At 59.8% G+C, this 23,380-nt stretch carries 22 protein-coding genes; 2 read left to right on the top strand and 20 right to left on the bottom strand.

Going from position 1 to position 23,380, the window contains the following annotated elements; all coding sequences use genetic code 11:
• Positions 1-132 precede the first annotated feature (132 nt).
• On the bottom strand, positions 133-3,057 hold the full coding sequence (locus tag D7X94_RS02380; protein ID WP_120426100.1) for an acyl-CoA dehydratase activase-related protein: 2,925 nt from the start codon (positions 3,055-3,057) through the stop codon (positions 133-135).
• Between the two features lie 875 nt (positions 3,058-3,932).
• Positions 3,933-4,490 carry an AAA family ATPase gene (locus tag D7X94_RS02375; RefSeq protein WP_120426099.1) on the bottom strand — a complete coding sequence of 186 codons (558 nt, stop codon included), beginning with the start codon at positions 4,488-4,490 and terminating at the stop codon, positions 3,933-3,935.
• 43 nt (positions 4,491-4,533) lie between these two features.
• On the opposite strand from D7X94_RS02375, the gene D7X94_RS02370 reads away from it, so the two are divergent.
• Positions 4,534-4,980 carry an acyl-CoA thioesterase gene (locus D7X94_RS02370; RefSeq protein ID WP_120426098.1) on the top strand — a complete coding sequence of 149 codons (447 nt, stop codon included), beginning with the start codon at positions 4,534-4,536 and terminating at the stop codon, positions 4,978-4,980.
• Complete coding sequence (locus D7X94_RS02365) at positions 4,981-5,460, top strand: AAA family ATPase (protein ID WP_120426097.1); 480 nt, start codon at positions 4,981-4,983, stop codon at positions 5,458-5,460.
• Between the two features lie 593 nt (positions 5,461-6,053).
• Here D7X94_RS02365 and ribF read toward each other — a convergent pair.
• The 18 genes from ribF to D7X94_RS02275 form a co-directional block, all read right to left on the bottom strand.
• Positions 6,054-6,971, bottom strand: a complete 918-nt coding sequence (gene ribF / locus D7X94_RS02360) for a riboflavin biosynthesis protein RibF (RefSeq protein WP_120426096.1) — start codon at positions 6,969-6,971, stop codon at positions 6,054-6,056.
• 185 nt (positions 6,972-7,156) lie between these two features.
• Positions 7,157-8,065 carry a tRNA pseudouridine(55) synthase TruB gene (truB, locus tag D7X94_RS02355; RefSeq protein ID WP_120426095.1) on the bottom strand — a complete coding sequence of 303 codons (909 nt, stop codon included), beginning with the start codon at positions 8,063-8,065 and terminating at the stop codon, positions 7,157-7,159.
• Positions 8,062-9,027, bottom strand: a complete 966-nt coding sequence (locus D7X94_RS02350) for a DHH family phosphoesterase (RefSeq protein WP_120426094.1) — start codon at positions 9,025-9,027, stop codon at positions 8,062-8,064. The genes truB and D7X94_RS02350 overlap by 4 nt, the downstream gene beginning before the upstream one ends.
• Positions 9,014-9,400, bottom strand: coding sequence for a 30S ribosome-binding factor RbfA (gene rbfA / locus D7X94_RS02345; protein WP_120426093.1), 387 nt, complete (start codon positions 9,398-9,400; stop codon positions 9,014-9,016). Before rbfA ends, D7X94_RS02350 begins: the two co-directional genes overlap by 14 nt.
• Positions 9,401-9,476: 76 nt before the next feature.
• A complete protein-coding gene (locus D7X94_RS02340) occupies positions 9,477-10,016 on the bottom strand; it encodes a GNAT family N-acetyltransferase (RefSeq protein WP_158590857.1) in 540 nt (179 codons plus the stop codon).
• A gap of 49 nt (positions 10,017-10,065) precedes the next feature.
• Positions 10,066-10,293: a hypothetical protein gene (locus D7X94_RS02335; RefSeq protein ID WP_120426091.1), complete on the bottom strand. Its 228-nt coding sequence runs from the start codon at positions 10,291-10,293 to the stop codon at positions 10,066-10,068.
• Between the two features lie 20 nt (positions 10,294-10,313).
• Positions 10,314-12,701 (bottom strand): translation initiation factor IF-2, encoded by a 2,388-nt coding sequence (gene infB / locus D7X94_RS02330; RefSeq protein ID WP_120426090.1) that lies wholly within the window; start codon positions 12,699-12,701, stop codon positions 10,314-10,316.
• Positions 12,685-13,026: a L7Ae/L30e/S12e/Gadd45 family ribosomal protein gene (locus D7X94_RS02325; RefSeq protein WP_120426089.1), complete on the bottom strand. Its 342-nt coding sequence runs from the start codon at positions 13,024-13,026 to the stop codon at positions 12,685-12,687. The genes infB and D7X94_RS02325 overlap by 17 nt, the downstream gene beginning before the upstream one ends.
• A complete protein-coding gene (gene rnpM, locus D7X94_RS02320) occupies positions 13,019-13,336 on the bottom strand; it encodes an RNase P modulator RnpM (RefSeq protein WP_120426088.1) in 318 nt (105 codons plus the stop codon). Before rnpM ends, D7X94_RS02325 begins: the two co-directional genes overlap by 8 nt.
• A gap of 182 nt (positions 13,337-13,518) precedes the next feature.
• Positions 13,519-14,607, bottom strand: coding sequence for a transcription termination factor NusA (gene nusA / locus D7X94_RS02315; protein ID WP_120426087.1), 1,089 nt, complete (start codon positions 14,605-14,607; stop codon positions 13,519-13,521).
• A gap of 131 nt (positions 14,608-14,738) precedes the next feature.
• Positions 14,739-15,170: a GNAT family N-acetyltransferase gene (locus D7X94_RS02310; protein WP_120426086.1), complete on the bottom strand. Its 432-nt coding sequence runs from the start codon at positions 15,168-15,170 to the stop codon at positions 14,739-14,741.
• An 11-nt stretch (positions 15,171-15,181) separates the two neighbouring features.
• Positions 15,182-15,664 carry a ribosome maturation factor RimP gene (gene rimP, locus D7X94_RS02305; RefSeq protein WP_158590856.1) on the bottom strand — a complete coding sequence of 161 codons (483 nt, stop codon included), beginning with the start codon at positions 15,662-15,664 and terminating at the stop codon, positions 15,182-15,184.
• A gap of 153 nt (positions 15,665-15,817) precedes the next feature.
• On the bottom strand, positions 15,818-16,357 hold the full coding sequence (locus tag D7X94_RS02300; protein ID WP_120426084.1) for a stage V sporulation T C-terminal domain-containing protein: 540 nt from the start codon (positions 16,355-16,357) through the stop codon (positions 15,818-15,820).
• Positions 16,358-16,655: 298 nt separating this feature from the next.
• Positions 16,656-18,443 carry a glycoside hydrolase family 13 protein gene (locus tag D7X94_RS02295; RefSeq protein WP_207667174.1) on the bottom strand — a complete coding sequence of 596 codons (1,788 nt, stop codon included), beginning with the start codon at positions 18,441-18,443 and terminating at the stop codon, positions 16,656-16,658.
• Between the two features lie 36 nt (positions 18,444-18,479).
• Positions 18,480-19,556: a Gfo/Idh/MocA family protein gene (locus D7X94_RS02290; RefSeq protein WP_120426082.1), complete on the bottom strand. Its 1,077-nt coding sequence runs from the start codon at positions 19,554-19,556 to the stop codon at positions 18,480-18,482.
• Between the two features lie 205 nt (positions 19,557-19,761).
• Positions 19,762-21,147 (bottom strand): L-fucose/L-arabinose isomerase family protein, encoded by a 1,386-nt coding sequence (locus tag D7X94_RS02285; protein WP_120426081.1) that lies wholly within the window; start codon positions 21,145-21,147, stop codon positions 19,762-19,764.
• Between the two features lie 328 nt (positions 21,148-21,475).
• Complete coding sequence (locus D7X94_RS02280) at positions 21,476-22,438, bottom strand: carbohydrate kinase family protein (protein ID WP_243111111.1); 963 nt, start codon at positions 22,436-22,438, stop codon at positions 21,476-21,478.
• 14 nt (positions 22,439-22,452) lie between these two features.
• Positions 22,453-23,304 carry a class II fructose-bisphosphate aldolase gene (locus D7X94_RS02275; RefSeq protein ID WP_120426079.1) on the bottom strand — a complete coding sequence of 284 codons (852 nt, stop codon included), beginning with the start codon at positions 23,302-23,304 and terminating at the stop codon, positions 22,453-22,455.
• Positions 23,305-23,380: the final 76 nt, after the last annotated feature.

Here is a 23,380-nt window from a genome sequence, read left to right as displayed (position 1 = left end):
AAACAACATAAAACGTTCACGACGAGCAAAGCGAGGAGTGGGTAAAAGTTTTTGAGACTTACCGAAGGTAACGTCTTAAACTTCTTTTCAAAAAGTTTGTGGGGTGTGGGGTGACGCCCCACGGTCTTGGTCTCACTCCCCCAGGCCCAGGGCGGCGAACAAGCTCCGCAGGCGGATGCGCACGGCGCCCAGGTTGGTGATCTCGTCGATCTTGATCTGGGTATAGATCCGGTCCCCGGCCTCCAGGATAGAGCGGACCTCGTCGCCGGTGATGGCGTCCACCCCGCAGCCGAAGCTCACCAGCTGCACCAGATTGATCCGGGGGTCGCCGCTCTCCGCCACATACCGGGCAGCGGCGTAGAGCCGAGTGTGGTAGGTCCACTGGTTCAGCACCTTGGTGGGGAACTTCTCCACCTGGTCGCTGACGGAGTCCTCTGTCACCACCACCGCGCCGCATTCGCAGATCAGCTTGTCAATGCCGTGGTTGATCTCCGAGTCCAGGTGGTAGGGCCGGCCGGAAAGGATGATTACGGGCAGGTTGTGCTCCTTGGCGTAGCGAAGATACTCCCGGCCCTTCCGGCGGATCTTTTCCATATATCCGGCGTATTCCTCATAGGCGGCGTTGGCTGCGGCCTTCACCTCCTTCTCCGGGATGCCCGGGAAGTACCGGTTCAGGATGGCGGTCATCTTTGTGGGGAAATCCCTCCGCCGGTGGAGGCCTACATAGTCGTAGATGAATTTCGTCTCCGAGAGGGCGGTGACGTTGGCGTCCAGCACCTCGGGATAATAGGCCACCACCGGACAGTTGTAGTGGTTGTCGCCCTTGTGCTCGTCCAGGTTATAGCTCATGCAGGGGTAGAAAATGGCGTCGGGCTTTTGCTCCAGCAGGGCCTCGATATGACCGTGCATGAGCTTGGCCGGATAGCACACCGTGTCCGAGGGGATGGTGTGCTGGCCCTTGAAATAGAGCTGCCGATCCGATTCCGGCGAGGGCAGGATCCCAAAGCCCAGGGCGGTGAAGAACCGGTGCCAGAAGGGATATAGCTCAAACATGTTCAGGCCGATGGGGATGCCGATGGTCCCCCGCCTCCCTTCGCAGGGCGTGTACCCAGCCAGAAGCTGCTTTTTGTAGTCATAGAGGTTATAGGCGGCGGTGAGGCTGTGCTTTTGCAGGGGCTTGTCGCAGCGGTTCCCGGCGGTGAACTTCGCCCCACCGGAGAAGGTGTTCACCGTCAGGCGGCAATGGTTCTGGCAGCCATTGCAGTTGATGGATTTCACCTGATGGGAGAAGCCCTCCAGCTTCTGGGCGGTGAGAATGCCGCTGGGGCCCTCCTCTCCGCCGGAGGCCTTTTTCCGCTCCATGGCATAGAGGGCCGCGCCGTAGGCCCCCATCAGCCCCGCCACAGAGGGCCGGGTGACGTTCTGGCCGATCTCCTTCTCAAAGGCCCGGAGCACCGCGTCGTTGAGGAATGTGCCCCCCTGGACCACAATGTGCTTTCCAAGGCTTCTGGCGTCCGTGACCCGGATGACCTTGTAGAGGGCGTTCTTCACCACGCTCATGGAGAGCCCGGCGGAGATGTTCCCCAGGGTAGCTCCGTCCTTCTGGGCCTGCTTCACAGAGGAATTCATGAACACCGTGCACCGGGAGCCCAGATCCACCGGGCTGTCCGCGAAGAGCCCCTGCCGGGCGAAGTCGTTCATATCATAGCCCAGAGCCCCGGCGAAGGTCTGCAGAAAGGAGCCGCACCCGGAGGAGCAGGCCTCGTTGAGGAAGATATTGTCAATGGCCCCGTTTTTGATCTTGAAGCATTTGATATCCTGGCCGCCGATGTCGATGATAAAGTCCACGTCCGGCTGGAATTTTTTTGCGGCGGTGAAGTGGGCGATGGTCTCCACTACGCCGAAGTCCAGGCGGAAAGCGTTTTTGATGATCTCCTCCCCGTAGCCAGTGGAGGCCGCGCCCAGAATCCGGATCTCCGGGAAGGCCTTGTAGAGGTCCAGCAGGAAGTCCCGGACCAGAGGCACCGGGTTGCCGTTGTTGGGCAGATAGCGGGAGTAGACGATCTCCCCCGCCCGGTTGACCACGGCGGCCTTCAGGGTGGTGGACCCCGCATCCACGCCCACATAGGCCCCGCCGTCCGGGGAGAGCTCGCCGCCGGTGGGTACGCTGTCCCGCTTGTGGCGCTCCACAAATTTCCGGTACTCCTCCTCATTGGCGAAAAGGGCCTCGCTGCTCTGGTAGCTGTGGCTAGAGCTATAGTTCCGGATTTTCCCTGTGATCTCCCGTAGGCCGAACTCCTCCGCCGAGTCGGAGAGGGCCGCCCCCGCTGCCACATAGTAGAGGGAGTTTTCCGGGCAGACGCCGGTGATCCCCAGGATGCTGTCAAAGGCCCGGCGCAGCTGGGGCAGGAAGGTGAGGGGCCCGCCCAGGTACACCACCTGGCCGGTGATCTCCCGGCCCTGGGCCAGCCCAGCCACGGTCTGGTTCACCACGGCGGTGAGGATGCTGGCGGCGATATCGTCCTTCTGGGCCCCCTGGTTCAGAAGGGCCTGGATGTCTGACTTGGCGAACACCCCGCAGCGGGAGGCGATGCTATAGGTGCGCTGGCTCTCCCCGGCGATTTTGTCCAGCTCTCCGGGGGTGATATCCAGCAGGGTAGCCATCTGGTCGATGAAGGCCCCGGTGCCCCCGGCGCAGGAGCCGTTCATGCGCACCTCCATGGAGCCGGAGAGGAAGAGGATTTTCGCGTCCTCGCCTCCCAGCTCAATCACCACATCCCCATCGGGAATATATTTTTTTACGGCAATGCGCGTGGCGTAGACCTCCTGGACAAAAGGAATGCCAAGATCCTCGGAAAGGCCCATGCCCGCCGAGCCAGACACGCAAAGTTCCGCCGATTTTGCCTGGGGGAATTGCTCCATCACCCGGGAGAGCATGTGAGAGGCCTTTTCCGCTATCTGGGAATAGTGCCGTTCATATTCCCGAAAGACGGGCCGGTCCCCGTCATAGACCACGCATTTCAAGGTAGTGGAACCCACGTCCAAACCGATTTTCATTGCTTGCGCTACTTCCTTTCCTGTCATTTCGCAATGCCTCCGGGGCCCGCTGAAAGGCCCTGCTCCAAGTCTCCCCGAAGCACCCCTGCCCCACAAAATTCATATACGAGAATGATACCATTTTTCGACCGAAAAATCAACACAGGAAGAGATAACAATATATGGTGTACGAGAAAAAATTTTTGTGTAGATAGGCGCAGAGCCTGCCTGCCAGGGAAAAGCCTTTGCTTTTTCTTCCGGCATTTGGTATAATTTGTATTGAGTGATGGTGGCCTCCGGCGGCTCAGGGGCTCCGGTCTCGCCTGGTCTCGTCTGCCGACTCGGTCGGGAGAGTTCATGCTTGCATGAACTCTTCCCCACCGGGGAGCTTCCCCGACTCGGTCGGTTCGCAGCGTTGTCTGCAATACTTGGCTTTGCCAAGTATCCGGCAGAACGCTCACCCCCAAACCCCACAAACTTTTACCCACTCCTCGCTACGCTCGTCGTGAACGCTTTATGTTTTTTGACGAGCTAGCCGAACAACCGTAAAAGTTTCGTCGTCTCACCTGCCGGTTCGGTCGGCGCTTGACGGTCTCCACTGGAGACCAGCGCCCTTTTCAAAGGTGGTAGGGTGTGCCTTAGCAACGTCCCACGGTCTTGCCCTTGACCTTAACACCTGAGAAAACAACGCAGGAAGATAGGAAAACAGTCCAGTGGACTGTTTTCCGCAAGAAACCCCCGTAAGGGGTTTCTTGTCCTGGCTGCGGAAGCAGACGGGACGAAGGCCCCAGTCCCGGAACCAGCCAGCTCTGTGCGCAGCATCTCAGCCCACGCGCCCGCCCGGACTTGGCGCCCGTTCGCTCAGCCATCCCGCGCGCCGTTCCCCCATACAATTCTCAACATCTCCCGTCCATGCCATGAAGCCCGGCGCGGATTCTCTCCCTGATAAGCCGGGCGCTCTCCGCCGCTGTCTGTTCGGTGGTGTCCAGGGCAAAAGCCTCGTATCCCCCCAGAGAGGAGAACATCTCCCACATCTGCCGGACGTTCTCCTCCTTCAGAGGGGATTCCTCCTGCTGATCCCGGCCCATCGCCCGGTCCACCGTGGCCTCCAGTCCGGGCCGCAGAACCACGTACCGCAGGTCCAGGCCTTTCTCCGTCAGCCGCTTCCAGGGTCCCAGAAACCACGGGCCCACCACCCCGTCCACATACACCTCGTATTCGCCCAGGGCATACTGCTCCCCGCAGGCCGCCGCAGCCCTCACCACCGTCTCGTTCTGGTCCCCGGAGTCCTCCCGCCAGGGGGGAATATACCCCCTACGGATGTACTGGTAGAAGTCGTCAGTGTGGATGTGCACGGCCAAGGGGCTGTCCCCGGATTCCGCCAGCATTCTGGAGACGGTGGTCTTGCCCGAGCCGCAGGGGCCGGAGATCAAAACGATTCTTCCTGTGCCCATCAAAGCTCCTCCTATCCTATATTATTACGAAAGCAGGGATTCCATGCCGTCCAAATCAGAGACCGTCTACGTCCGCCCTGTCCACTACTACGAGACTGACCGGATGGACTGCGTACACCACTCCAACTATATCCGCTGGTTCGAAGAAGCCCGGGTCTATTTCATGAAAGAAAACGGTTTTTCCTATGAGGGCCTGGAAGCGGCGGGGATCGTGAGCCCGGTGCTCAGCGCCGAGGCCAATTATCACACCATGTGTCGCTTTGGGGATACAGTGGAGATTTTAATTGAAATCCAGAGCTATACCCGTACCCGTATCTCCTTCCATTATCACGTGCGGGATAAGGCCTCCGGCCAGCCCCGCTGCGACGGCTGGACCTGCCATTGCTTCATCAACCAGGCGGGAAAGCCGGTGTCCCTGAAAAAGGCCATGCCAGAATATCACCAGCGGATTGAGAAGTATTTGACCCAAGTGGAAAAGGGGGCGGAGTAGATGGCGAAGGTTATTTTGGTCTGCGGAAAAATTGCCAGCGGGAAGAGCTGGTACTGCCGGGGGCTGATGGAGAAATCCCCGGCCCTGCTGCTCTCGGTGGACGAGGTGACCAGCCGGATTTTTGACAATGCCCTGGGGGACGCCCACGACGAGACCTGCGGGAGAATCCAGGCGTATCTGCTGGACAAGGCCGTGGAGGCAGTCCGGGCCGGCGCGGACGTGATCCTGGACTGGGGCTTCTGGACCCAGGCGAGCCGGCGGGAGGCTGTGGAGTTTTTCCAGCGAGAAGAGATCCTCACGGAGTGGCATTATATTGACGTGTCGGATGAGACCTGGAGGGAGAATATTGCCCGCCGGAACGCCGCCGTGCTAGCGGGGGAGGATCCCAGCTATTATGTAGACGATGGGCTCCTCCAAAAGCTCCTGGGGCTCTTTGAGCCGCCCCGCCCGGAAGAGATGGACGTGGTTTATCGCTTTTAAGACCTTGGGACGTTGCCCCAAACCCAAAAACTTTTACCCACTCCTCATTTCATTTCGTGTGAACATTTTACGTATTTTAGCCCAGCTAACCAGGAAAAAAGTTTTGCTCGAGCTTTTTCAAAAGCTCGTGGGAGTTTGAGGGCAACGCCCTCAAGGTCTTGCCCTTGACCTTAAACTCCTAAGAAGCACATTTTTTGAAGGTGAATTGACGCGAAGTGTCAAGAGGAAACTTTTTGCAAGAGAAAAAAGTTTCCTCGTCCCGGAATAGGCCAGCTTTGTGGGCAGTGTTTATTTTTTATGGGCGCGTGAGGGCGCGAGCTGGCTGATTGCGGAGCACACGGTCGGGCGGGCATTCTGGCTGGGATACTGCGCCCAGAACTGGCGGGTTCCGGTTTCCAGGGGAGGCTTTTTCTCTTGCAAAAAGCCTCCCCTCTTTGCGCATTCTGCCCAAATTCACCCTTGGCAAAAATGCGTTTCTCAGGAGTTAAGGTCAGGGGAAAAGACCTTGGGGACGCTGTCCCCAAACCCCTGCCGCCTTTGAAAAGGCGGGCGAAACTTTTACCCTGGTCAGCTGAGTGCTCCAATATGGCCCCTCAAAAAATGTACTCCCCAGGCAGGCCCCATGCCCCGGCAATGGCCTTGGCCTCTCTGCCGTTGCGGCGGATCTCCTCCCTGAGCTCGTCCAGGGAGGAGAATTTTTTCTCCGGCCGGATGAATTCCAGCAGGAAAAGCCGCACCTGCCGCCCGTAGAGGTCCCCGGAGAAATCCGGCATCCAGGTCTCCGCCAGAACCCGGTCCGAGCCCACGGTAGGCTTTACCCCCACATTGCACACGCCGTAATAATACCGGCCCGCCGTCTGGCACCAGGCCGCGTAAACCCCGAAGCGGGGGAGGACGAAATCCTCCGGCAGGGCCTGATTGATGGTGGGAGTGCCCAGCTTTGTGGAGCCGATATGGTTGCCGTGGATAACCTCCTGGGAGAAGCCAAAGGGCCTGCCCAGCAGCCGGTTTGCCAGGGGAATGTCCCCGGCCTCCACCGCATGGCGGATCCGGGTGGAGCTGACTTTTTCCCCGCCGTCCAGCACTGGAGGGACTACTTCCAGATCCACGCCCTTTTCCGCGCACAGTTTTTTTAGCAGAGCCACATTTCCCAGAGCACCCCGGCCAAAACGAAAATCCTCGCCGCAGCAGAGTCGCTTTGCATGGAGCTTTTCGAAGAGGATCTCTTGGACAAAGGACTCTGCCGTCCAGTTTCGAAGCGCCGGAAAATCCAGGGAATAGACTGCCGCCATGCCCGCCCGCTCCAGAAGCGCGGCTTTGTCCTGGGGAGTAAGCACCGCCTGGTCGCCGGAGGGGCTGTGGGAAAAGGTGAATATCGCCGGTTGGAAGGGCGAGGAGATCGCGGCACGGATTACCGCCATATGGCCCCGATGGAGGCCGTCGAAAGCGCCCAGCGCCAATGAGCAGGGGGGCTGGGCCGGGAGTTCTTCCAAGCTCCGGATGATTTCCATGGGTTTACCTCCTGAGATAGGTTTGGCGTATAGTAAACACACTTAACAATCGGTACTTACCGATTGTCAAGCTGAGCGGCTTACGCCGCTTGGTCCAAAAGAGGTTACCTCTTTTGGACTGTGTTAACTATATTTGGCCTCTGGGGAGCCGCCTCGCGGGAATTCTGCCGGGCCGGATCCTGTTCTTAGCCTTCTTCCGCGAAGAGCTTTAGAAATTTCATGCTGTCCGATTTCAGATCTGCCGTTCCCAGCCCCAGGAATATTTTTTCCAGGCCGTAGATCCGGAAGCGCTGGCCGTCTGAGGGTTCATTTTCCAGACGGAGACGCTTCAGGTCCAGGGCTCCGCCGTTGCAGAACCGGATCATCTGAGGCCCGCTGACTGTTACCTGGGGATAGGCGGCAAACAGGCTGTCTATGGGGCGGAGCCTATGTTCCAAAGCTTCTTTGGAGGCAAGGGCACGCAGATCTTCCAGAGGAACCGCCTCCTCTATAGAGAAGCCGCAGGCCTTGGTCCGGCGCAGAGCTGTCATGACCCCCAGACTTCCCGCCGCCTGGGCGATATCCTCAATTAGGACGCGGATGTAGGTGCCCTTGGAGCAGCTTACCAGGAGGCTCCCCTGCCGGGAGAATTCGTCATAGGATTCTAGTATCAGCTCCCCAATATGAACAGGCCGGGGGGGCCGCTCTACCTCGATCCCCTTCCGTGCCAGCTTGTAGAGCCGCTGGCCGTTGACGGATACGGCGGAGTACATGGAAGGGGTCTGCATGTAGTCCCCCCGGAACCCGGCCATAGCTCGTTCCAGAGCCTCCCGGTCCACAGGGGTTCCGTCCGTCTCCAGCAAGGTCCCGGTGACGTCCCCGGTGTCGTACCGCTCTCCCAGGCGGAACTCCGCCCGGTAGGCCTTGTCCCCATCGGGCAGCAGGTCCAGCGCCTTGGCCGCCCGGCCTAGAAGCAAAGGAAGCACCCCGGTGGCCATAGGATCCAGGGTGCCGGTGTGGCCGATTTTCTTTTCCTTGCTGAGCCCCCGCATCACCGCCACTACGTCGAAAGAGGTAAAGTCCTGGGGCTTGTCCACAACGATGACGCCGTTCATGGAGCGCACCCGATCTCTTCCAGGTATTCCTCGCAGGCCTCCAGCATTTTGCCCCGAACCTCCTCCATGGAGACTCCCTCAAAGCTGCAGCCCGCCCCGCCCGGATGCCCGCCGCCGCCGAATTTCTCACAGATTGCCGCAGCATTCACAGGTGGGTTGGTACGCAGGCTGACCTTTACGATACCACCTGCCCGCTCTTTCAAGGTGATGCCCACAAGCACTCCTTCCACCTGCTTCGGCAGGCCAACCAACTCACTCAATTCGTTCTCCTGGGCCCCGGTCGTCTCATATAGGGAGAGGGGAATGTGCATAATGGCCCCCTTGCCGCCGCAGAAGAATTCCATGCTTTCGATCAGCCGCCTCTCCGCTTCCAACACCGCCCGGCTCTTTGTTTCGAAGAGCTTCTGGTTGATATCCCCGGCCAGGGCCCCGGCCTCTATGGCCTCCGCCGCAAGCCGCAGGATCTGGGGGGAACTGTTCCGGTAGCGGAAGCAGCCCGTATCTGTAGCCATTCCGGTATAGAGGCAGCCAGCCATAGCCTTGTCTATGATGACGCCCAGCTCCTTAAGCAGGCTCCAAACCATCCCGGCGGTGGCGGCGCTTCCCGGTTCCACCCAGGAGGCGGAGGCAAAGGGCTTGTGGGTGCCATGGTGGTCGATGGCCAGCTGAATCTGCCCGCCGAACTTCTCCCAGGCGTCCCCCAGCAGCTTCTGGTCCGCCACGTCTACAGTTACCACATGGGCAGGGGTGAGGTCCAGGTTTTTCATGTCCTCGGCCAGATAGGCGAATTTCTTGGGCACGGGATCCGCGCAGTACCAGTCCGCCCGTTTGCCCAGGGCCCGCAGGCCCCGGACCAGACCAAACATGGATCCCAGAGCGTCCCCATCCGGGCTGGCGTGGCAGACCACCAGAATATCGTCCCAGCCCCGCAAAAGCGTGGCGGCTTCTTTACATGTCAGCATCTTTGCCCTCCTGTTCCTGGGATTCCGGCGGAATGTTTAGGTCGTGGAGCATTTTGGAGATGCCGGCCCCGTACTCAATGGAGTCTGTGGCCTTAAAAACCAGCTCAGGCACATGGCGGAGCTTCAGCCTGTGCCCCAGCTCCCGGCGGATGTAGCCCGCCGCTGACTTCAGCCCCCCCACGGCCTCTTTGGAGCGCTCCAGGCCCTCCACGGTGCTCACATAGGCCGTGCAGTAGGACAGGTCGTTGGTAACCTCCACCCGCACCACGCTCAAGAGACACCCGGTGACCCGGGGATCTTTCAGCTCCCGCAGGATAGCGGAGAGTTCCCGGCTCACGTCCTCGGTGATACGGCCTAGTTTGTGTCCTGGCATGGCAGTTCCTCCTTATGGCAAAGTGTGATGGCAAACGCAGATCAAAAGAGATGTTTTCCCGATTTGAACGGGGATTCTAAAAGAGCAGATAGAAAAACACAGCGGCTTCCTGATTTTTGGGGGCGGGCAGGGTGTGGTACCGCAAGGTGTTGACCCCGCCGATTTGAAACCCCTGCTTTAGATAAAACCGGCAGGCCATCAGATTACTGTCCTGGGCTTCCAACCGCAGCCCTGCGGCGCCCAGCTTCTTTGCCCACCGGACGGCCTTTTGGATGAGGGCCGTACCCACGCTCTTGCCCCGATGAGCGGCGGCCACCTCAAGGATTTCCACATAGGCCCAGCCCATAAAGTCCTTTTCCAGGGCGATATATCCCAAACAGGCATCCCCCTCTTTGGCAAGAAAAAGCGCCAAATCCCCGCCCTGGGCGTATTGCTCCAGGCTGTCCTGGGAAAGGGGAGGGCTGACGGCCTCCCCGGCCGGCGCGGGAAACCACTCCTCCTCATACCCCCACTTCCCTCGGGAGAGGCTGGGATAAAACCGCCCTACAATGGGTCTGGGTTGGGGTGAAAGGTCGATCTTCCCCAACATCTCCGGTACAAGCTCCGTGATCTCCATGCAAGCCACTCCTTTGCCCCTTTTTATGATTACAAGCATACCAGTTGTCTTACTGTTTCGGAATAGCGCTGGCACTCTGATAAACGTCCTCCGCAGTCAGCTCTCCGCGGGCGTGCTTCTCCCGCAGCAATTGAATCGAACGGATTTCGTCTTTTGTGGCCATTCCCTGATGGATCCGCGCCATTCTATCTATAAGCACATAAACGACTTTTTGCTGTTCCTCGGTCAGCCATCCGTACATTTCTGCAATTTCATTCACGCGGTCTTGCCTGGCCATATGCGCCGCCTCCTAATGGTTTAGTCCCGGTATTCCTCCATCTCATAGGCCTCAAGAATATCGCCCTGTTTGATATCGGAGAACTTTTCTAAGGTGATGCCGCAGTCGTAGCCGTCGGCCACCTCCCGCACATCGTCCTTGAAGCGCCGCAGGGAGGCGATCTTGTCGTCCGCTACGATGATGCCGTCCCGCACCACGCGTACCTGGGCGCTACGAGTGATTTTGCCGCTGGTCACGTGCCCGCCGATGACAATGCCCACGTTGGAAATCTTGTAGGTTTCCCGGCACTCGGCCCGGCCCAGAGCAACTTCCCGGTACTTGGGGGCCAGCATGCCCTTCATGGCGCTCTCGATCTCCTCGATGCAGTCGTAGATGATCCGGTATAAGCGCATATCCACCCCGTCCCGCTTGGCGTTCTCCTCGGCCACCGGGTCGGGCCGTACATTGAAGCCCACGATGATGGCATTGGAGGCGTTGGCCAGCATCACGTCGCTCTCGCTGACCGCGCCCACGGCCCCGTGGATGATGTGTACCCGCACTTCGTCATTGCTGAGTTTTTCCAGAGACTGGCGCACCGCCTCCACTGAGCCCTGCACGTCGGCCTTGACGATGATCTTCAGCTCCTTCATCTCGCCCTCTTTCATCTGCTCAAAGAGATTGTCAAGGGTGACCTTGGTCTGGGCCCGGAAGGCCTCCTCCTTCTGGTCGTTCAGGCGCTGTTCCACCAGCTCTCGGGCAAGCCGCTCGTCGGAGACCGCGTCGAAGATGTCGCCGCCCACGGGCACGTCTCCTAGGCCCGTGATCTCCACCGGCACAGAAGGCCCGGCCTCCGTCACCTTCCGGCCCTTGTCGTCCATCATGGACCGCACCCGGCCCACGGTGGCCCCAGCTACAATGGTGTCCCCGGCGTGGAGGGTGCCGTTCTGCACCAGCACCGTGGCGATGGGGCCCATGCCCTTGTCCAGCCTCGCCTCGATCACCGTGCCCTTGGCGGCTCGGTCGGGATTGGCCTTCAGCTCGGCCATGTCTGCGGTGAGAATGATCATCTCCAATAGGTCGTTGATGCCCTCTTTCGTGTGAGCGGACACGGGGATACAAGGGGTGTCGCCGCCCCACTCCTCGGGCACCAGCTCGTACTCGGTGAGCTGCTCCTTCACCCGTTCGGGGTTGGCCCCCACCTTATCCATCTTGTTGATGGCCACGATGATGCTGACCCCCGCCGCCTTGGCGTGATTGATGGCCTCCACGGTCTGGGGCATGATGCCGTCGTCCGCGGCCACCACCAGCACGGCGATGTCCGTCACCTGGGCGCCCCGGGCCCGCATGGTGGTAAAGGCCGCGTGGCCGGGGGTGTCCAGGAAGGTTACGTCCCGGTCGCCCACCTTCACCCGGTAGGCGCCGATGTGCTGGGTGATGCCGCCGGCCTCCCCCTCGGTCACGTTGGAGTGGCGGATTACGTCCAGAATGGAGGTCTTGCCGTGGTCTACATGGCCCATGACTACTACTACCGGAGCCCGGGAAACCAGATTGGCCTCTTCGTCCTCGCTGTCATCAATGATCCGTTCCTCAATGGTGACCACCACTTCCTTTTCCACCTTGGCGTGAAACTCGTCGGCAATAAGAACAGCGGTGTCAAAGTCGATCATATCATTGATGGCGGCGAACACGCCCAGGCCCATGAGCTTTTTGATAACCTCGGGGGCGGAAACCTTCAGCCGCAGAGCAAACTCGCCCACAGAGATCTCCTCCGGCACCTCGATGGTGATATGCTTGGCCTTGCGTTCCATAGCGATACGGCGCAGGCGCTCGGCCTCAGTCTCTCGCTTACCCCTTCTCTGCTGGCCCCGGCGCTGCTGGTTGCGGTTTGTGAATTTCTGCTTTGTCACCGCGTTATCCTGCCGGGCACTGACCTTCTGGTCTGCCAGCCGGTCGTATTTCTCGTTGTACTTATCGATGTTCACGTTGCTGGAGCGGGTATCCACCACCCGGCGGGTGGGCTGCTTGGGCTCTTTGATTTGCTGGGGTTCGGCTTTGGGCTCGGGCTTTGCGGCTGCTTCAGCCTTGGGCGCGGGCTTCTGTTCCGGCTTCTGAGAGGGTTTATTCTCTTTGGCAGGCTTGGCCTGAGACTTTTTAGGCTCTTTGGCAGCAGCCGGGTTTTTGGGGGCCGGGGGCAGCTCAGGCTCCGGCTGGGGCTCCGGGGCGGCGTTCCGCTGGGCGAAATATTCGTCAAAATTTTCCAGGCTCCGCTGTTGGGTAAAAGTTTCCAACACAATGTCCAGCTCATTTTCCTCCAAAGCCGTCATATATTTTTTTGGCTCCGGAAAATACTGGGCCAGGGTGTCAATGACCTCTTTGTTGGGAATGTTCAAATCCTTGGCCACTTCCCGCACTCTATATTTTATCATCATAAGGCGATTCCTCCTTCTCTTGCTCCGTGGGTTCCAGCTGTTTCAAAAGGGCGTGGGCGAAGCCCTTGTCCGTTACGGCCACTACTCCGGCCTTTATCCCGCAGGCCTGGCCCAACCGCTCCATGGAGGTTTCCAGCCGCACAAAAGGGATCCCGGCCCGGCTGGCTTCGTAACACAGGTTTTTCCAGGTCTTGGGGGAGATATCCTCCGCCGCCACCAGTAGCGCGGCCTTTCCCGACCGTGCCGCCCCGGCGCTCAGGGCGAATCCAGGTTCCAGCCTGCCCGCCCTGCGGCAGAGTCCCAAGAGGGACAGTGCTTTATTCATGATCTCCCTCCCCTGACTGTCCGGCCAGCTCGTTTTCCAGCCGGAGGTAGATTTCCTCGGGGATCTTGCAGGAAAAAGCCCGTTCCAGCCGTCTGCCCTTTCGAGCCAGCCGCAGGCACTCCGGGTTCCGGCAGAGATAGGCTCCCCGGCCGGGCATTTTCCCGGTGATATCCAAACTGATCTGTGGGGGCAGGGGCTTTCCGCCTTCGTCCTGTTGTTCCGGGGCCTTCACCACCCGTACCAGCTCTTTTTTTGGCTTCATTTCCCCGCAACCCGTACACATCCGCATGGGAATTTTTCTTTGGCGCATTCTGTAACCCTTCCCCCCTCCAGAGAAATATTGCTTGTTCAGAACCTGTATTCATCGCCGAAGCTGCCGGTTGAGCGAGAAATTTTGCCGGTGGCCAGGACAAATTTTTAAAGAAACGCTTGCTGCGTTTTGAGAAAGTTTAATGCCGGACAGCGGCAGCACAGGTTGTGAATAACAGGTTCTCAGTTTTCCTCTCCAAAGAAGCCACTTTCCGGCTTGATGTCGATTTTCCAGCCGGTGAGCTTCGCCGCAAGCCGCACGTTCTGGCCTTTGTTGCCGATAGCCAGGGAGAGCTGGCTGTCCGGCACAGTGACCCTGCAGGCCCGGCCGCCGTCCTCCGCAGGTTCCACAGAAAGAACGTTGGCGGGGGAGAGAGCCGCAGCGATGAACTTCTGGGGGTCGTCGCTGTATTCCACAATGTCGATCTTCTCGCCCCCCAGCTCCTCCACGATCTCGTTTACCCGGGCGCCCCGGGCGCCAATGCACGCGCCCACCGCGTCCACGTCGGGATTATGGCTGAGCACCGCAAGTTTAGTGCGGGAGCCGGCCTCCCGGGCCACAGCCTTGATCTCCACGGTGCCGTCATAGATTTCCGGCACCTCGGTCTCGAACATGCGCTTCACCAGGTCTGGCCTGGTCCGGGAGATGATGGCCTTGGGGCCCTTGACTCCATCCTGCACATCGACTACATAGACTTTTATGTAGTCGCCTTCCTTTACGTTTTCTTCGCCGATCTGTTCCGTCTTGGGGAGCACTGCCTCCGCTTTGCCAATACGCAGGGAGAGGGCTCCGGTTTTGGGGTCGATCCGTTCCACCAGGGCGCTGACCAGTTCCTGGTGCTTGCTCTGGAATTCCTGCATCATCTGGCCCCGTTCGCTGTCTCGGATACCCTGGCGGATGATATTCCGGGCAGTCTGGGCGGCTACCCGACCGAATTGCTTGGTGTCCAGCTTCATGCCCACCATGCCGCCAATTTCCGCCATAGGGGAGATCTGCCGGGCAGCGTCCAGAAGGATTTCCCGGTCCGGATCCTCCACCTCTTCCACCACCAGCTTTTGCAGGAATACATCGAACTTGCCGGTTTCGGGGTTGACGTCGATCTCCACTTCCTCGTTATTATAGGTGTTCTTGCAGGCGGTGGCGATGGCCTTCTTTATTTTATCCAGCATAAACTCTACCGGGATGCCCTTTTCCTTTTCCAGAAGATTCAGGGCCAGAAACAGCTCTTGATTTCCCTGCTGTTCGGGTTCCTTTTTCTTCTTGCGTACCATTTTTTCTGACCACTCCTTACTTGTAATTTCACATACACTATATTGTCTGATATTCTTTGTTTTGAAGTGTTTTATGGGGGCCTTCCAAGGACCATGGCGCGTCCAGCCACGAATCCTATCGGTACAGCTTCTCAAACCGTGAACTCTGTCCATTCCACATGATTATAAACCATCACGTCCTCCGCTGTTGTCATGCCCAGTTTTTTATAAAAGGGGACCGCGTTTTCATTGGCGCAGGTGTACATGATAATATTCTTCTCGCCGCCTGCGGCTTCCAAAGCCCGATTCATCAATGCCCGGCCGATTCCCTGGCCTGTGCACCGGCGGATTACACCCAAATCCGTGATAAAAAGCCAATAGGCAAAGTCTGTAATGCCGAAGCAGACTCCCACCAAACTCCCGGCGGCGTCTCTTGCCGTCAGGGAGACCGGGACTCTTGCTACCAGCGTCCCGATCCGTTCCTCAAACCGCTCCTTGGGGTATTGGGATCCCAGGTCCGTCTTTTTCAAAAAGCCGATATACTCCGCTGGAGAAAGCCGCTCTTCTTTTATCGTATATTCCATCGCTCCGCTCCTCACAGATCCTCATCGTCCAGAGCGCAGACCCAGGCCCATTCTTTTTTCTCCAGGATCACGCTGGTTTCCTCGTCCAGCTGGATTTCCAAAGTGTCTCCCCCGGCCTCAATCAGCAGGCCCTCCAGCTCTTTTGTGCCGTCCTCCAAAGGACGGATCAGCCGGGCCCGGACCGGTTCCCCCAGATAGGCCTGGAAATGCTCCGGACGGGTGAGCTTGCGGTTGATTCCCGGGGAAGAAACCTCCAGGGTATACTCCTGGAGAATGGGGTCCTCTTTGTCCAATACAGGGTTGATTGCATGGGTCATGGCCACGCAGTCGTCAATGGAAACCCCGCCCTCCTTGTCAATGCAGATCCGCAGAACCCATTCCGCGCCTTCTTTCAGATACTGCACGTCCCAGACGGTTAGACCCAGGTTCTCCGCCAGAGGTTCGGCCATTTCCCACACTCTGGGTGCCGTGCCCTTTTTTGGCTTCTGCTCCATTTTCCCCATCCCTTTCTCCACATGGTCCGCAGGAATCCATAACAAACGGAGAGAGCGGGTCGCCCCACTCTCTCAGTCTACTTTTATTACCATCATTATTATAGCACCGGTTTTTGGGAAAATCAAGGTTTTTTTCCACATTTGCTCCGGTTTTTACGCTTCCAACTGCCGGGAAAGGAACATTGCAGCCGCCTTTGCGCTCTCCACCGCCTCGCTGGTAGCGCGGGGAGGAGATTTCTCGCCTTTCAGCAGCATGACCGCGCCCATGGAGTCACCGGAGGACACCACTGGGAACACGGCTACCGCAGCGGCGGGAACGCTTTGGGCGGCCAGCACGGTGTTTTCCGAATTGGTGACAAAGTGTCGCCTGCCCTGGACCAGCTCGTCCATCTGCGGAGAGATGGGCTTGTGAAGCAGGTCCCTCTTGACAGGACCGGCCACGGCGATCACCTGCTCGGTGTCGCAGACGGCGGCGGCCAGGCCGGTAAGGTTTACCAGAGCCTCCGCGTAAGACTGGGCCAGCTGAGACATCTCTCCTACCGGGGAATATTTTTTCAGGATTACCTCACCGGAAACATCGGTAAAGATCTCCATTGGCATACCTTCCCGGATTTTCAAAGTGCGGCGGATTTCCTTGGGGATTACCACACGGCCCAGGTCGTCGATCCGGCGCACTATACCAGTAGCTTTCATATAAAACTCCCTTTCACACAAAATACCGCCAGCCGGATGGTTTTGCACACATTCTCTCGTCTGTACCTGTCTGTCCGATTCCCATTCTTACGTGAGGAACCGCCGCAGCTGGCTTTTACAAGGGTAGTATTTGCGCGAATTTGGGGGTTATTCTTTTTTCTGGATGGGAAGATTTTTTGAATGTGAAAACGAAAAGGCGCAAGCGCATGGACGAGGGGATTTATATCCCGTCACAATTTTCCCACCGCCTGCGCCGTACCAAAAAAGCGGCCGGATAGTTGGGGGCATTGGAGTCTATTCACACCTCTGTCAATTCCAGCATCGCCGCGGAATAGGGCACGAGCTCCATGGTCCCGGCGGGCGTGCAGGCCCTGTCTCCCAGCAGGTCCACGGCGTTGGCCTGGGGCAGAGGGTACTCCTGCCGGGCGTCCGTGTTGTTGATCAGCACCAGCAGCCGCTCCTTCTCCCAGGTCCGCTCCATGGCGAAGACCGTATCCGTGGAGCAGAACCGGACCGAGCCCCTCTGCAGGGCTTTCTTTGTCTTGCGCAGGGCCATGAGGGTTTTGTAGTACGCCCTCAGCTCGTGGTCCCAGTGCCCCTCGTCCCAGTCAAAGGTCTTTCGGCAGTCGGGGTCGTTGTCCCCGGTCATGCCGATCTCCGTGCCGTAGTATGTGCAGGGCATCCCGATATAGGTATATTGGAAGGCCGCCGCGTTTTTCAGCCTGCCCACGTTTCCGCCGCAGGTGTTCACAAAGCGGGCGGTATCGTGGCTGTCCAGCAGGTTCAGCATGGAGTCGTTGGCCTGGGTGCTATAGCGCATCAGGTATTCCGTCAGGCTCTCCTCAAATTCGTGGGGGTCCATTCGGTCCTGGGCAAAATAGAGCACGCTGGAGCGCTGCACTGCATAGTTCATCACCCCGTCGAACTGGTCCCCCCTGAGCCAGGGCTGGGCGTTCCACCAGTTCTCGCCGATGATCACCGCGTCGGGATTGATGTCCCGCACCGTTTTCCGGAACTTCCGCCAGAAATAGGCGTCCACCTCGTCCGACACATCCAGCCGCCAGCCGTCGATGCCTGTGCGCGTCCATTTTGCCACGGCGCCCAGCAGGTACTCCACAACCTCCGGATTTTCTGTGTTCAGCTTGGGCATACACCGCTTCTTCTCCGCCCCAGGGGCCAGCCCGGCCCAGGCCTTGGCGCTGGTGATGCCGGCCGTGCTCCCGAATCCCTCGAAGCTGAAGGGGTCGAAGGAAACCGGGAAGCTGTGGATGTGGAACCAGTCCTTATAGGGGGAGGCCTCCCCGTGGGCGACCACGTCCATGAACTGGCGGAACCCGCCGCCGCAGTGGTTGAACACCCCGTCCAGCATAATGCGGATGCCTCTTTCGTGGGCTTTCTGCACCAGCTCCACCAGGGTGCTCTCGTCGCCGAAATGGGGGTCGATGCGGGTGTAGTCTACCGTGTCGTATTTGTGGTTGGAGAGGGCCTCGAAAACCGGCGTGAGGTACAGGGCGTTCACGCCCAGGTCTTCCAGATAGGGCAGCTTCTGGATGATGCCCGGCAGGTCGCCCCCGAAATAGTTCCAGGGGGTGGGCTTCTCCCCCCACTCCGCCGTGTTCTCCGGGGAGAGGCTGGGATCCCCGTTGCAGAAGCGCTCCGGGAAGATCTGGTAGAACACCGCCTCGTTGACCCAGGAGGGTTTTTTGTGCACGTCAATCCCGTTGATATAGGGGAACTGGAAGTGGACGAACCCGATGCGCTCTGTGTCAATATCCACGGAGCCTGGGGCCAGGAAGCCGTTTTCCGTGTAGATGACCTCCTCCTCCCCCTGGTTCAGCAGGAAATAGTAGCCCAGGCGGGTGTCCGTGCAGTGGTAGTCGCACTCAAAATAGTCGAACATGGAGTCCGAGCCGGACTTATGCATCTCAAATTCCTGCCGGGTCGTCCACAGGTACTGGTTGCCAATCACCAGCCGCGCCCGCTCCAGGTCCCCCTTCCCGGCCCGGAGCCGGATGCGGATGTCCTTGGGGGACAGGGGAAACGCGTAATTGCTTTTGGGAATGTGCAGAATGGCTTGACGGTTCATCTTCTGTTTCCTTTCTCTTTTCATCAGAACGCCGGCTCAGAGGGACACCCAGCCGCCGGATTCCGCGGACTCCAGGATGGCGTCCACCACGTGCTGGTTGGCCTGGCCGTCCTGGATGCGGGCGGCCTTCCCGTCCCATTTGCCGTTGACGATGTCCGCGAAGGACTGCATCTGGTCGCTATAGTAGTACTCCGGGATGTGCAGGCTGGTGTAGGCGTGGGCCTCCGCGTTGATGTCCCCGGAGCAGACCTCGATCTCGTCGTCCACCCCCTGATGGGCGTCCAGGGAGTACACAATGGCCCCCTCGCTGCCGTAGATCTCCATGCGCTGGTAGTTCCCCCGGCCAAAGGCGAACCGAGTGATCTGGAAGCTGGCGGAGACCCCGTCCTCCATGTCGGCCATGTAGTTGCAGAAGTCGTCCACGTCTACCGGGCCCGTGCCGCTGCCGTCCAGGAGCTTCCGCTCGTTCACATAGGTGCCGGTGTGGCCCACCACACGGGTGTACTCCTTATCCAGCACGAAGCGCACCAGATCCAGAGCGTGGCAGCCCAGGTCCCCCAGAGCGCCGGAGCCGGTATGTTTTTTCACGTACCGCCAGACCAGGGGGCACTCCGCCCGGGGCAAGCCCCAGGCCTGGAAATACTGCATATCCACATGGTAGACCTGGCCGATCTTCCCCCGGGCGATCAGGTCCTTGGCGAAGCGGGCCGCCGCCTTGAACCGGTAGGAGAAGCAGACCATGTTGGGCAGGCCCTTCTCCTCTGTGGCCTTTGCCAGGATGTCCGCCTCCTCCGCCGTCATGGTGACGGGCTTCTCCACATCGTAGGGCTTGCCCGCCTCCACGGCGGCCATAGCCACGGGGAAGTGCACGTCGTTGGGGGTGCAGATGTCCACCGCGTCCACGTCCGGGCAGTTGATCAGGTCGTGGTAGTCCAGAAAGCGGTGGGCCGGGTCGATGCCCAGGCGCTCGCCGGTCTCGTTGAGCTTCTTCTCGTCAATATCGCAGATGGCGGTGAGCTCCAGGTCGGGGCTACGGTCAATGCCCGGCTGGTGCACGCCGTTCCAGATGCCGCCCAGGCCCACGGAGCCCACGCGGATGATTTTCTTTTCCATAGTCAGTCCTCCCAATGATTAGAGTTCTTGCGAAAATAAAATTATTGAGTATTTATGGGCCTCCGGGGGCAAAAAACGCCCCCTACGGCAAGACCTTGGGGCTTTGCCCCAAACCCTACCATGGGGCCGAAACTTGGCAAGGCCAAGTTTGCCGCCCCTGGACCGCGCAATTTTGACTGCTTTAGCCAATTTCGCAAGAGGTCTATTATAAGCTGTGAATCCCCTGCTGGTCCGCGTCGTCGAAGATCAGCCCCAGATACCGGGCGGCCTCCCGGAGCACGGCCTTGTAATTGCCGTACACGCCGCCCACATGGTGGATATAGGGCCCGAACATGAGCTTCTCCTCCCAGCGCTTCCAGTTGTCCGTCTCGAACCACACATAGGTGCCGGTGGTTTCCGGCCCGTCCACGGCCTTGCCCTCTCCGCCGAAGAGGTAGTAGTCCCCGTCCGCCTCGTCGAACCGGCAGAGGGTGATGCCGCCCTTTTTCAGGGGGAAGCGCTCCTGGCCCCCGGTCAGGCCCGCGGCGCAGACGGGGTCCCTGAGAGAATAGGGGAAGGGCCCGCAGTGCCAGAGCAGCTCGGCGTTGTCGTTTTCCGGATGGCGGATGGTCAGGTCCGCCAGGAACACCGCGTCCTCTCCCAAAGCCGCCGCCTGGAGCATAGCCATGGTCACCGCGCCGTTCACGTCCGTCTCGCAGGCCAGGGGCAGGCCCAGGTCGGAGAGCTCGCCCAGCACGGCGCACACGGGAGCCCCAAAAATGGAGGCCGCGCTCCAGCACTCCATGGCCCCGGCGGTGCAGCGGTTCTCCTCCATGAGCTCCTTGACAGCCAGCTTCAGGGCGGCGATCCGGTCCACGGTCTCCTCCGGGGTGCCGCTGGCGTCGAACCGGGATTTGAAATCCTCCCGGCAGGCAGCGTAGCCTGGGGTGTTCTCCTCCATCAGCCGGTCCGCCCGGGCGGCCACGGCGTTGGGGGACACGGGGATCACGGTGACGCCCAGCTTGGTAGCCAGGTCCCCCTCGTTTGCCATGACGCTCATAAAGGGCTGGGGCCGGGCCCCGAACTTGGCGATGCGCAGGGTTTTCACGGTCTTGACCACCGCCGCAACTCGGATGAAGTTCTCGAAGCCCTGGCGGAAGTCCTCGCTCTGGGTCTCGCAGTTCCAGATGTAGCTGTACTGGACCCCGAACCGGCGCAGGACCTTGGTGCAGGCGAACATGCCGCACTGGGTATCCCGGCCCCGGCTCTGGTCGGTATTGGGGCGCTCGTCCCTGGCCCCCCACATGAGGGTGGGCACCTTCAGGGCGGCGGCCACTCCGGCGGCGCACTGCTCCTCGCCGAAATCGCAGTGGGGCAGGAAGAGGGCGTCGATCCGGGCGTCCCGGAATTTCTCCACCACAGCCTCGATCTTTCCGGTCTCAAACAGAATACCGTTTTCGCAGAGATCGTCGATATCCACGATCCGGACGGAATCGGGCTTGACGGTGCGGATCACCGCCATGAAAGCGTCTTTCTGACGCTTGGCCTCCTCCATGCTGAGGAAGCCCCGCTTGGTGGGCGCCACGCCCAGCACAACAGTGGGCTTATTCATTCGGTTCCCTTCTTTCTTTTTGTATGTATATATGAGGCCTCCATGCGCAAAGAAACGCGCATTCCGGCAAGGTCGTGGGACGCTGCTAAGGCACACCCTGCGAGCTTTTGAAGAAAGCTAAGACTTCGCAGAGCGAAGTTTGCAAAACTTTTTCGGTTGTTCGGTTAGCTCGTCAAAACACATAAAACGTTCGCGACGAATGAAATGAGGAGTGACATTGCACGCTCCAGGGGCGGGGAAAATCGCCTGTGGCGATTGTTCTGACCCGACCGAACCGGCAGGTGAGACAGGCCCCTGGCAGGGGTTTGGGAGCGGCGCCCCCAAGGCCTTAGACCTGCAGCCGTTCCGCGTAGAAGGCGGCGCGCCTGTCGATTTCGGTATAATCCACCCGGCCGGTTTTCAGGAGTTCCTGGGCGGTGTCCCAGTCCGGTACGCCGGCCCGTCCGCCCATGCGGGTGCACTTGATGCAGGCGGCGGCTGTGGCAAGCTTGGCGGATTCCACGGAATTCAGCCCCCGGACCGCCCCGGCCAGATAGGCCCCGTGGAACACGTCCCCGGCCCCGGTGGTGTCCACCACGGGCACCTGATGGGCGGGCAGGCGGAAGCCTCCACAGTCCTGGCTGAACCCGGCGCAGCCCCTGGGCCCGAAGGTGAAAATCACCGTGGAGGGGCCCTTTTCGCAGAGGACCCTGCAGTTCTCCGCATAATTCTGGTCGTGGAAGAGCACATCGTAGCAGAACTCCGAGCCAATGAACACGTCGATCAGGTCAATATGCTCCATCAGCTCCGAGGAGTAGGAGTCCGCGTCCACCAGGATCTTCGCCCCGGAGGCCTTGGCCCTCTCCACGGCGGACATAGCCACCCCCGTCACATGAGAGATGAAAAACCACTGGCAGCTCTGCAGGATCTCCTCATCCAACTCCTCCGGCACGGGAGGCTGGGCGGAGCCGTGGCGGTAGACGATGCTGCGGCCCGCCGTCTCCCGGTCGCTGATGACGATGGAGAGGGAGGTGGTCTTCCCCTCCCGGCAGAGCAGGTTGGAGATATCCACCCCGTGGCGCTGGAAATCCTTCTGGCAGAAGCGGCCGTAGTCGTCGCTGCCCACGGCCCCCAGGATGGCGCATTTTGCCCCCAGCCGGGCCGCGGCCGTCATGCCGGAGGCCACCTTGCCCCCGCCCTGCCAGCTCAGGGCGTTCACCCCGGTGCCGCCGTTGGGCTTGGGGAACACGTCCACATTCACGGCCAGATCCACGCAGGGCATGTCGTATCCGGCAATCTCAAATTGTTTCACGCTGGAATCCTCCATCACAGGGAAAAGCCGTTGGGATTCAGAAGGCGCATCTTGCCCCGGACGAAGTCGATGGCTCCCTGGGCGGCCTCCATCATCAGCCCGGGCATCCCGCCCTTGGGGCCGGCCTCCATGGCCTTGGAGATGCTCCCATAGCAGGCCCGGAAATACTCTGTGGCGATATTGAACTTGCTCATGCCCAGGCGCACGCTCTCCTGGAGCTGGTCGTGGGGGATGTCGGAGCAGCCGTGGAGCACCAGGGGCACGGGCAAGGCCTTGCGCAGGGCCGCGATCCGGTCAAAATCAAGGTTGGGGGTCTGTATGTACTCCCCATGGGCGTTGCCCACCGCCACGGCCAGAGAGCCGCAGCCGGTCTTTTCCACAAATTCCTTGGCCTGGGCCACGTCGGTATATTTGGCGGAGTCGGTGATGTCCTCCAGCCGCGCGCCGGAGCCCACATGGCCCAGCTCCGCCTCCACGTCGATGTCAAAGACCGAGGCTGTGCGCACCACGGCAGCGGTCACCGCCAGATTCTCCTCGTAGGGCAGGGCGGAGCCGTCCACCATCACGGAGGGGAACCCGGCCCTGATGCCGCTGACCGCGATCTCGTAGCTGGCGGAATGGTCCAGATGCACCGCCACCGGAACCGGCGATTTGGCCGCGAAATCCTTGGCGATGGCCGCGATATGCTCCAGGGCGATGTAGCTCTCAAACCCGGGATATAGCTGGATGATCACCGGGACGCGCTCCTGCTCCGCCGCCTGAGCCACCCATTTTACCGTCTCGTAGTTGAACACGTTCACAGCCACCACGCCGTAGCGGTTTTCCGTGGCGTGGGTCAGAACGTCTTTCACCTTTGCCAATGGCATGATATCACTCCTCCAATTTTTTTGACAAGCTAACCAGAGTAAAAGTTTGTGGGGTTTGGGGTGAAACCCCAAGGTC

The organism is Acutalibacter sp. 1XD8-33, from assembly GCF_003612555.1.
Lineage (GTDB): Bacteria > Bacillota > Clostridia > Oscillospirales > Acutalibacteraceae > Acutalibacter.
This window is presented reverse-complemented; position numbering and strand designations above follow the sequence as displayed.